An 8,928-nucleotide genomic window follows, 5' to 3' on the forward strand; every position below is an offset into this window, starting at 1 on the left:
CTTGCAGCGATCAAGGAGGTTGTTTAGATATGCTGAGAACCTCTCCATTCGCCTTTGGGAAAGATCAGTTTCCGTCCTGATCAGTCTATTTTGCACAACCCCGGAATCGGATACGGTCACAACCAGGACGAGGCCAGGTTTTATATGTATGAACTCGATGTGCCTGAGCATGTCTCTGTCAGGCCTGGGCGCGCTGACTATGGCGGCGTGACCCGAGAAGACAGCGAGTATCTGCGCCGTTCTGCTCAAGATAGCAGTAAGATCATCATGTGTGCTTGAGAGCCCTTCCTCAATGGCCTCCTGATCCTTCAGCGAAAGGGATTCTTTTTCAATCAGATGGTCGATATAATATCGTATGCCGGCCTCGGTTGGCATACGTCCTGCAGAGGTGTGCGGTTGTACGAGAAGCCCCATCTCTTCGAGATCGGCCATAATATTGCGTATTGTCGCAGGGCTGAGGCCAAAGTCGCATTTCTTCGAGATAGTCCTAGATCCTATGGGCCCTCCCTTGCTGATGTAAGCATTAACGATCGCCTTGAGCAGATACTTGCTGCGATCCGATATGTCTATAGTGCGATCGGATTTTAACATAAACTTTTCCGATTTTAGATTTAGCGCTTAGGTTATAAGAGAGTGCTAGTGAAAAATAATTCCACCGAGTTTGGATGTCAACTTGATGGGCATATGACTTTTAGGTTGAATAGCCGCCAAGGTTAATGTTATATTATTTAAAACTCTAGGAGAGATTAAATGAGTGAAGGTTTTAAAATCCAACTTGATGAAAAGGACATTCCTGATGCGTGGTACAACATCCTACCCGAGCTTCCCACCCCGCTTGCCCCACCCCTGCATCCAGTTACCGGAAAACCAGTCACGCCTAATGATCTGAAACCTATATTCCCTGAGGCACTCATAGAACAGGAGATGAGCCAGGAGACATTGATAGAGATACCAGGGCCTATCAGAGAGATATATAAGCTCTGGAGACCGACCCCGCTTCACAGGGCAAGGAACTTGGAAAGGGCCCTAAAGACACCGGCCAGGATATATTATAAAAATGAGGGGGTAAGCCCTCCCGGGAGTCATAAGCCGAATACAGCTGTAGCGCAGGCCTATTACAACAAGGCGGCTGGCATGAATAGACTTGCTACGGAGACAGGGGCGGGCCAATGGGGAAGTGCCCTTTCCTTCGCATGCGCCCTTTTCGATATGAAGTGTACGGTTTATATGGTAAAGGTAAGTTACAATCAAAAACCGTATAGAAGAATCCTTATGCAAGCATGGGGTGGTGAGGTCTATCCGTCCCCAACCGATAGAACCAGTTATGGCAGGGCCGTCCTTGCAAAGAATCCTGATTCAAACGGTAGTCTCGGCATGGCAATTTCAGAGGCGGTTGAAGATGCTGCAACCCATGAAGATACAAATTACGCCTTGGGCAGTGTCTTGAATCATGTCCTTCTTCACCAGACGGTCATAGGTCTCGAGACCCAGAAACAGCTTGATCTTGTTGATGACAAGGCCGATATAGTTATAGGTTGTGTGGGCGGCGGATCGAATTTCGGCGGCATGGCCATACCCTTCGCAAGGGATGTGATCAAGGGAAAAGAGACCGTTGAGTTGATAGGCGTTGAGCCTACATCCTGCCCGACGCTTACCAAAGGGCAATTCAGATATGACTTCGGCGACGCAGCCGGCATGACCCCGCTGCTTCTTATGTACACCCTTGGCCATAACTTTGAACCGCCGGGTATACATGCAGGCGGTCTGAGATATCATGGGGACGCCCCTGTCCTTTGCAATCTTGTGCATTCGGGCCTGATAAAGGCAAGGGCCTATCCACAAAACCCTGTCTTTGAAGCTGCTCTTTTGTTTGCAAGGACAGAAGGTATCATCCCTGCGCCAGAGACATCACACGCCATCAGGGCCATGATAGACGAGGCCTTGCGGTGCAAGGAGACCGGGGAGGAAAAGTGCATAGTTTGTTGTTTAAGTGGGCACGGCCACTTTGACCTTTCTGCCTACGATGACTATATGGCTGGGCGGCTCATTGACTTTGAATACCCAGAAAAAAAGATAGCCGATGCATTGATGGATTTGCCTAAGTTCCCTACAGGCATATAGTAATGAGCAAGCAACCTCAAAAAATTTAACTAGTTTTTTTAAAATACGAGGGAAATTTAAGGGCGGCGAGGTTGACGGCCTTTTTATGGATATAGCCACACTGGCTGGACTGATTTCTGGTATCGCACTGATCTTGGTAGCCATTTTCCTGGGCGGTGGCGTTGCAAGCTATATAAACCTACCCGGGGCCTTGATTGTTTTGGGCGGGACGCTTGCAGCTACATTTATCAGGTTTACATTTTTTGATCTCGTAAATAGCATGAGAGTTGCAGCAAAGGCCTTTTTTGTCAAGACGCCGTCTCCGGAGTCGATTATCCAGGAGATAATATTCCTTTCTCATATTGCACGGAAGGAAGGGATTCTCAGGCTTGAAAAGGTCCCGATTAACGATCCGTTCCTTAGAAAGGCCGTCATGTATTGTGTCGATGGTTATCAGCCAGAATTTATAGCCCAGGCGCTTGACAGGGAGATAGAATTCACGCTCGAGAGACATGGCGTTGGCCAAAGCATCTTTATTGCCATAGGAGAGACTGCGCCAGCCTTTGGCCTGATTGGCACCTTGATAGGGCTGGTTGCCCTTTTGGGCCATATGAAAGAACCTTCGTCGATCGGACCGTCTATGTCTGTGGCTCTGCTTACTACGCTCTATGGGGCTGTAATAGCCAACCTCATAGCCTTGCCGATCGCCGACAAGCTTAAGCGCAGGAGCCAGGAGGAGGAGTTAAATAAAAGATTGGTTGTTGAGGGTATACTCGGGCTACAGAAAGGTTTGAATCCAAAGATACTTGAGGAATTTCTCAACAGCTTTCTGCCAGCGCAAAAAAAGGTTGAGACGGTTGATTTATGAATAAAAAATGGGGATTGAAGATCAAGAAGAAGGGTACGCCCATTTGGGTGCTTTCATTCAGTGATTTGATGACCCTATTACTCGGTTTTTTTGTGTTGCTTCTATCATTTTCTTCAATGGATGTAGCTAGATACAAAGAGATATCGGATTCCTTGAAGCAAAGTTTCGGGTTGCAAAAGGTTGAGAAAAGGGTACTGAGCGGTGAGAATATCTCACGTGAGACATCGATCAGGCTGAAGAATGAATTCATAATGAAAAAGATAAAGGCGGCGCTCGGGCCGGAATTGACAAAGAAGTCGATAGAGGCAGAGACCGTCAATGACAAGGTGGTTCTGAGGATGAAAGATGATGTCCTCTTCGATATAGGACAGGCCAAGATAAGGGAGGACGTAAGGCCTGTTTTAGACAAGATAAGGGAGGTAATAGCAAATGTTCCTGGCGATGTAATGGTTGTGGGTCATACTGATAATCTCCCGATCAAGAGCCCTCTCTACCGTTCCAATTGGGACCTTTCCGCCGCGCGGGCGGCGTCGGTGGTTGATTATCTCCTGGAATCCAAGGGCATTGATGCAAAAAGGTTTTCCGTCGTTGGTAAAGGGGATAGCGAGCCGAGATTTCCGAATGATACGCCTGAGCATATGGCTGGCAACAGGAGGGTCGAGATCATTTTTGTCCAGTCAGGTCATCCAAGCGACCTTGACGTCACACCGCTTATCGAAAAGAAGATCGGTGACGACAAGGGGCTGAATATGAGGACGTCATGATCGGCAGCACAAGGAGAACGGTAGGATGAGGAGATATGACGATGAGGCGAAAAAAGACAACAGATCATATGTCAGGATAAAAGATGAGGTATTTCTGCGGGTTACAGCAGTGGAGGAAGACGAATATACAAAGGCCATGGATCTGCGCGAGAAGGGGCAGGATCTTAGATCGTCAGGCAGTACGTATCAATTTTTTGATAAAAAGCTAAGCCTGTACATCCAGAGGCTCAAGGAAAGAGACGATGTCTTGGCGAATATCCTTGAGATGTTGGATAAAAAATTGGATTTTATCCTAAAAAATCTATTGGTTGGTAAGGGGGATAGTCTTCCTGATGAGCTCTATGAGGTCGACATAAGCGCCGCAGGGATCGGTTTTAGGCATAGTGAACCATTTTCAAGGGATCAATTGCTCAGGATAGAGCTGCTCATCCCGCCTGAGATGATATTTATAAGGTGCTATGGTAGGGTTTTGAGGTGCATCAGTGATGCCGATGGGGGTTTTAGGATAGCCGTAAGATTTATATGGGTAAATGAAGCAGACCAAGATCTGCTTGTCGAGCATATCTTTAATAAACAGATGCTCCAACTGCAACTTGTACGCAGACAAAGGGAAGAGACCAAGTCTTAGGTATTATAAGGATTGTTCCTGTAGTTGATCCCTTTTCTATTTTTTATAGATAATTTGGATACTTCCCAAATCTTAAAAGGGATGAAATTGTCACGGCGGCTTTGGGAGTGGCGGTTTTAGCTATTGTTTAAATATTAACGATAATGCCACTGCGTTTTAGCTTCAATGAAATCCCCAATTAGGCTGCCAGGAATGACAAATTTGCATTGATCATAATATTAAGCCAGGTCATCTCCCTGGCCTGGCCGTCCAGTCAGGTGTCTTCGATGTCGAGGAGTTCGCCGCGACGTAGTTCTGTAACCTGTACATATCCAGCTTCAAGTCCGTTTTTGATGCCCTCCAGCACCATATATGCCTTTTCGCGGTCGCTTGCATAGATATCGACCGCTGCATATTTGTTTTCAGGCCATGTGTGGATGATTACATGCGCATCGGGCATCTTGGCCGTGCCTGATACGCCGTATGGGCTAAATTGGTGCACTATTACCTCGAATATGTATGAATCCTGGCCGTCTATGCCGGTAGCGTCCTTGCCGAGAAGATTGAGCGCTTTTTCTATGACCTTGGCGTCGGCCAGTGTAGCAAATGGAGATTGCCATATCTCGGCCAGAAGATGGGTGTCCATCACAGCGCCCATCCGTTGCCTTGCCAGTTCATGCCCAGGCTGTTTCTGATTCAATCCGTTGTCATTTGCAGCGGCGAGATTAAATGTCATGGCCTTGCCCTCCTTAACAATCAACAATTTAGACATGCAAAAAGCCCTTTACCCATGCCATGGGTAAAGAGCCTGCTGATCCCGGCAGGATACAGCCAGAATTCAAGCCTACAAATGAAATTGGTCGGGACGAGAGGATTTGAACCTCCGACTCCCTGAACCCCATTCAGGTGCGCTACCAGGCTGCGCTACGTCCCGAGATCTATTTCCTTTCTTATGTTGAAACGATAAGAGCGGATAACATTTTTTTTTATCTACGTCAAGGATTAAATAGCAATAAAACTTCACAAAAAGTTTAGCAGCATTGATAATGCAAGATATCAAATATAAAGTATATATTATTTTTATGGATAGCTTGATAGCCCCCGAAAATGGAGAGTTGATCTTGTCGGGGCGGGTCGAACGCGTCACTTATGCATCTACAGAGACCGGTTTTGCGGTGCTCAGAGTGCGGCCTAAGAACGGCGCCGTTTTTACGGCGGCGGGATATGTGCCTGATGTTGTCAACCAGATAGGTCTTGAAGGGGCTGATCTAGAGTTCAGTGGGCGTTGGACTGTTACGAAATATGGCAGACAGTTTGCCTTTTCAGCCTACAGGCCCGTAGGGAGCGAATTGCTATTCTTTTTTTCAAAGGTGGTAAAAGGGCTTGGCGCTAAACTCGCCGAGACGCTTATGGTGAGCTATGGCGAAGAAGGGCTGATAAAGATGCTGGATGAGGCGCCCGAGAGACTTCTTGAGGTCAAAGGCATAAAGGAAAGACGCCTTGGGATCATTATTCGTTCATGGCGTAAATACAAGGGGTTGAGGGAGCTGGCCGAATATCTAAGTGGGGCGAAAGGCGCTATAACACCGAATCTCCTCATTCGCATCTATAATCATTTTGAAGACAAGGCCATTGATGTCATCAGAGAAGATCCTTACAGGCTCACAGAGATAAGGGGTATAGGCTTTAAGACAGCAGACAGGATAGCGCTTGGTCTTGGTGTGGCACCTCATTCACCATCACGCATGCGCGCTGCCGCTGTGCATCTCCTGGTCAATGCGGCTGAGTCGGAGGGTCACTGCTATCTTGGCGAAAAGAAGCTTACAGGGCTTATGGCCGATGTCTTATCGTATGATGGGCAGGTGCCTGAGGACGATATGCTGAAGGGCGTTTTAAGCTCCATGATCCTTGACGGTGTTTTGGTTGCAGGACCTGACCGTGAGATAGGGCTCTCGCAGTATAAACATATGGAGGACTGGCTTCTTGATTTTTTTAAAGAGCGTTCCTGCGAATCTGACCGTAAGGTGGTATCCTGTGATACAGTCGATGAGTTTACTGGCCGCTTTGAAGAGACTGTCGGCATTGACCTATCTTTTGAGCAGAAGGAGATAATAAGGCGTATCGCTGTTGAGCCGAGGCTTGTCTTCGGTTTGGCAGGCTATGCAGGTACTGGTAAAACCACTGTCTGCAGGGCTATTTTAGATCTCGTTGCCAAGCATTTTGCGGCACGGGACCAGATAGTATGCTGTGCTTTTACCGGTATGGCCTCGGCGAGGCTCAGAAAGGCCACTGGATATGACGCCTTCACCATCCACAGCCTGTTGAAGTATCAAGGCGAGGGGCGCTTTGAGCATGGTCCTGAAAGACCTTTGCCGCATAGGGTTGTAGTGCTGGATGAGGCCTCTATGGTCAATCTGCCTATATTTTTCCGCCTTGCCCGTGCACTGAGGCCGGATGCACTTCTCATTCTGGTCGGAGATCCTGCCCAGCTTTCTCCAATTGGTGCGGGCAATGTCTTTTCAGATATCCTTGAGGCGGGACTTATCCCAGCGGTTCATCTGACCAAGATATATCGGCAGAGTGAAGACAGCGTGCTTACCATCTTTGCAAATGAGATCAGACAGGGGCGGGTTCCTGAGGGCGTTGAAAGGCAGGGCTGGAGAGATTTTGCCTTTTGCAATGTGGAAAAATACAACATCTTTGCCCTTAAAAAGGGCAATAAGGGCGAGGCTGAGTTAAGGAGCTTCAGGGAAAAGAACAACAATGCCATTTTGGGGCGGATAGAGGATCTGGCGCGGCAATATAAGGAAAGGTTGACCCATCCCATATGGGATTTTCAAGTACTGACACCCATGAGGGTGGGACGCCTTGGCACAGAGGCCCTAAACCCCATACTTCAGGGTATATTGAATCCAAAGACAGGATCGTATGTCCAAGCCAAAAGTGCAGGCATGACTATCTTCGACGGCGACAAGGTCGTTCATCTCCAAAATAGAGACATGGAGATTATGGCCTGGGAGAATTATATAAAGAATGGCAAAATATTCAATCGAGAGGGGATAAGGAGGATATTCAACGGCAACATAGGTCTTGTTGCCGGCATAGACCAGGAGGCAGGTCGTTTTTATGTCGTCTATCCCGAGCGGATTGTGGTCGCTTATGATTTCGACTATATTGGGGACATTGTGGAACTTGCCTATGCGCTCACTGTACATAAGGCGCAGGGTGGGCAGTATCGTATAGTCGTCATCCCACTCACCAATTCACATTATATAATGCTCAACAATAAATGGTTCTATACGGCCATTACCAGGGCCGAGGAGAAGGTGTATCTGGTTGGACAGCCCTCCGCCTTGAGGCGCGCTTGTAAAAATGTGCAAGGTGTGCAGCGGAATACTTGGCTCGGGATGTATTCAAGGTCTTGCTCCGTATCATGATCAACGATTGGATTTGTTTTTTATCGCCTGGAGCCATATAAAAATTCGTGGATACCGTTTGTATCATAGGTCAAATGGGGGGCTCTCGGCCAGATTATGCCGAGAGCCATGAAGGATGGCCGAATAAGGATTTTGTGAAGGCTTATGACATTTTTTGAAGCTGTATTTTTGGGCGTCCTCCAAGGCGCAACCGAATATCTGCCCGTCTCAAGCTCAGGCCATCTTATTTTAGCCGAACACCTTCTAGGCCTGCCGGATATCCCGCTTGTCTTTGATGTGATGCTTCATATCGGCACCTTGTTTGCTGTGCTTGTTTATTTTCAAAAAGATTGGCTCTCTATGACGTCATCGTTGTTCTATTTTAAATGGGGTAAACGGGATGATGATAAAGATGATGATAAAAGAGATAAAAATTTGTACAGACGCCTGCCCATGTGTCTGATGCTTGGAACGATCCCGGGAGGGCTGGGCGGGTTGGTCTTTTCTCGATACGCCGAGACGGTTTTTAGGTCGCCGTGGATTGTGGTGTTCATGCTCCTAACTGTGGCATTCTTGTTGGCCTTGGCCGAGAGGTTTTCTGGCATGGAAAGGGAATTTTCGAACATAGGCCTTAAAGATGCCCTGATAATAGGGTGTTCCCAGGCCCTTGCCATCGTACCTGGCGTCTCAAGGAGCGGGATCACGATGGGTACCGCTATGCTCCTGGGTCTTAAGCGGGAGGCAGCGGCCAGATTTTCGTTTCTTCTTTCGGCCCCGATTATAGCCGGTTCAGGTCTTTATGAAGGGTTTAAGCTGCTCAGGCAACAAGGTCTGGGTGCATTCAGCCCAGATTTTGTATGGGGTCCCCTTGCTGCTGCGGTATCGGGTTATCTGGCTGTATCTTTCCTTATGCGTTATGTTGCAAGGCATACCTTTTATCCATTTGTATATTATCGTATAATCGTCTCGCTGTTTGTTGCGATAATATTGATCAAGTGAGGTTGAATCGGGAATGCGCTACTTTTTTAGTCTTGGAGGCGTGTTATTCATCATCCTGTTTTTGGGTCTTCTGAGTCCGTCTGGTGCGGCAGGGTTTGTTGGAGAGGGTCGGCAGGAGATACAATTTTGCCAAAGGATCGGGAGGAGCGTTGTAAACATAACAAGCCTTGCCAT

Annotated in this window: 8 protein-coding genes and 1 tRNA gene; 6 read left to right on the plus strand and 3 right to left on the minus strand. The window is 47.7% G+C overall.

What is annotated here, in order from left to right; genetic code table 11:
* The coding region (gene hrcA / locus ACP5SG_RS08275; RefSeq protein ID WP_428123463.1) for a heat-inducible transcriptional repressor HrcA at window positions 1–591 on the minus strand (591 nt) is incomplete at its 3' end.
* A gap of 159 nt (window positions 592–750) precedes the next feature.
* Between hrcA and ACP5SG_RS08280 the strand changes: the two genes are divergently transcribed.
* The 4 genes from ACP5SG_RS08280 to ACP5SG_RS08295 all read left to right on the plus strand — a co-directional run bounded on the left by ACP5SG_RS08280 (window position 751) and on the right by ACP5SG_RS08295 (window position 4,360).
* Entirely contained in the window at window positions 751–2,121 is a 1,371-nt protein-coding gene (locus ACP5SG_RS08280) for a TrpB-like pyridoxal phosphate-dependent enzyme (RefSeq protein ID WP_237888323.1), read from the plus strand.
* Window positions 2,122–2,206: 85 nt separating this feature from the next.
* Window positions 2,207–2,968, plus strand: a complete 762-nt coding sequence (locus ACP5SG_RS08285) for a MotA/TolQ/ExbB proton channel family protein (RefSeq protein ID WP_237888322.1) — start codon at window positions 2,207–2,209, stop codon at window positions 2,966–2,968.
* On the plus strand, window positions 2,965–3,732 hold the full coding sequence (locus tag ACP5SG_RS08290) for an OmpA family protein (protein ID WP_424661308.1): 768 nt from the start codon (window positions 2,965–2,967) through the stop codon (window positions 3,730–3,732). Before ACP5SG_RS08285 ends, ACP5SG_RS08290 begins: the two co-directional genes overlap by 4 nt.
* A gap of 25 nt (window positions 3,733–3,757) precedes the next feature.
* Window positions 3,758–4,360 carry a PilZ domain-containing protein gene (locus ACP5SG_RS08295; RefSeq protein ID WP_237888320.1) on the plus strand — a complete coding sequence of 201 codons (603 nt, stop codon included), beginning with the start codon at window positions 3,758–3,760 and terminating at the stop codon, window positions 4,358–4,360.
* A gap of 253 nt (window positions 4,361–4,613) precedes the next feature.
* Here the strand turns inward: ACP5SG_RS08295 and ACP5SG_RS08300 are convergent, their stop codons facing one another.
* Window positions 4,614–5,075: an S-adenosylmethionine decarboxylase family protein gene (locus ACP5SG_RS08300; protein WP_237888319.1), complete on the minus strand. Its 462-nt coding sequence runs from the start codon at window positions 5,073–5,075 to the stop codon at window positions 4,614–4,616.
* Between the two features lie 121 nt (window positions 5,076–5,196).
* Window positions 5,197–5,273, minus strand: a tRNA-Pro gene (locus tag ACP5SG_RS08305).
* Window positions 5,274–5,421: 148 nt separating this feature from the next.
* On the opposite strand from ACP5SG_RS08305, the gene recD2 reads away from it, so the two are divergent.
* Both recD2 and uppP read left to right on the plus strand, forming a co-directional pair.
* Window positions 5,422–7,776: an SF1B family DNA helicase RecD2 gene (gene recD2 / locus ACP5SG_RS08310; protein ID WP_237888318.1), complete on the plus strand. Its 2,355-nt coding sequence runs from the start codon at window positions 5,422–5,424 to the stop codon at window positions 7,774–7,776.
* Window positions 7,777–7,920: 144 nt separating this feature from the next.
* The gene (gene uppP, locus ACP5SG_RS08315) at window positions 7,921–8,754 is read left to right on the plus strand and encodes an undecaprenyl-diphosphatase UppP (RefSeq protein ID WP_428123476.1); all 834 of its coding nucleotides are present in this window, start codon (window positions 7,921–7,923) and stop codon (window positions 8,752–8,754) included.
* Window positions 8,755–8,928: the final 174 nt, after the last annotated feature.

The organism is Dissulfurimicrobium sp. (assembly GCF_049968175.1).
Taxonomy (GTDB): domain Bacteria; phylum Desulfobacterota; class Dissulfuribacteria; order Dissulfuribacterales; family Sh68; genus Dissulfurimicrobium; species Dissulfurimicrobium hydrothermale.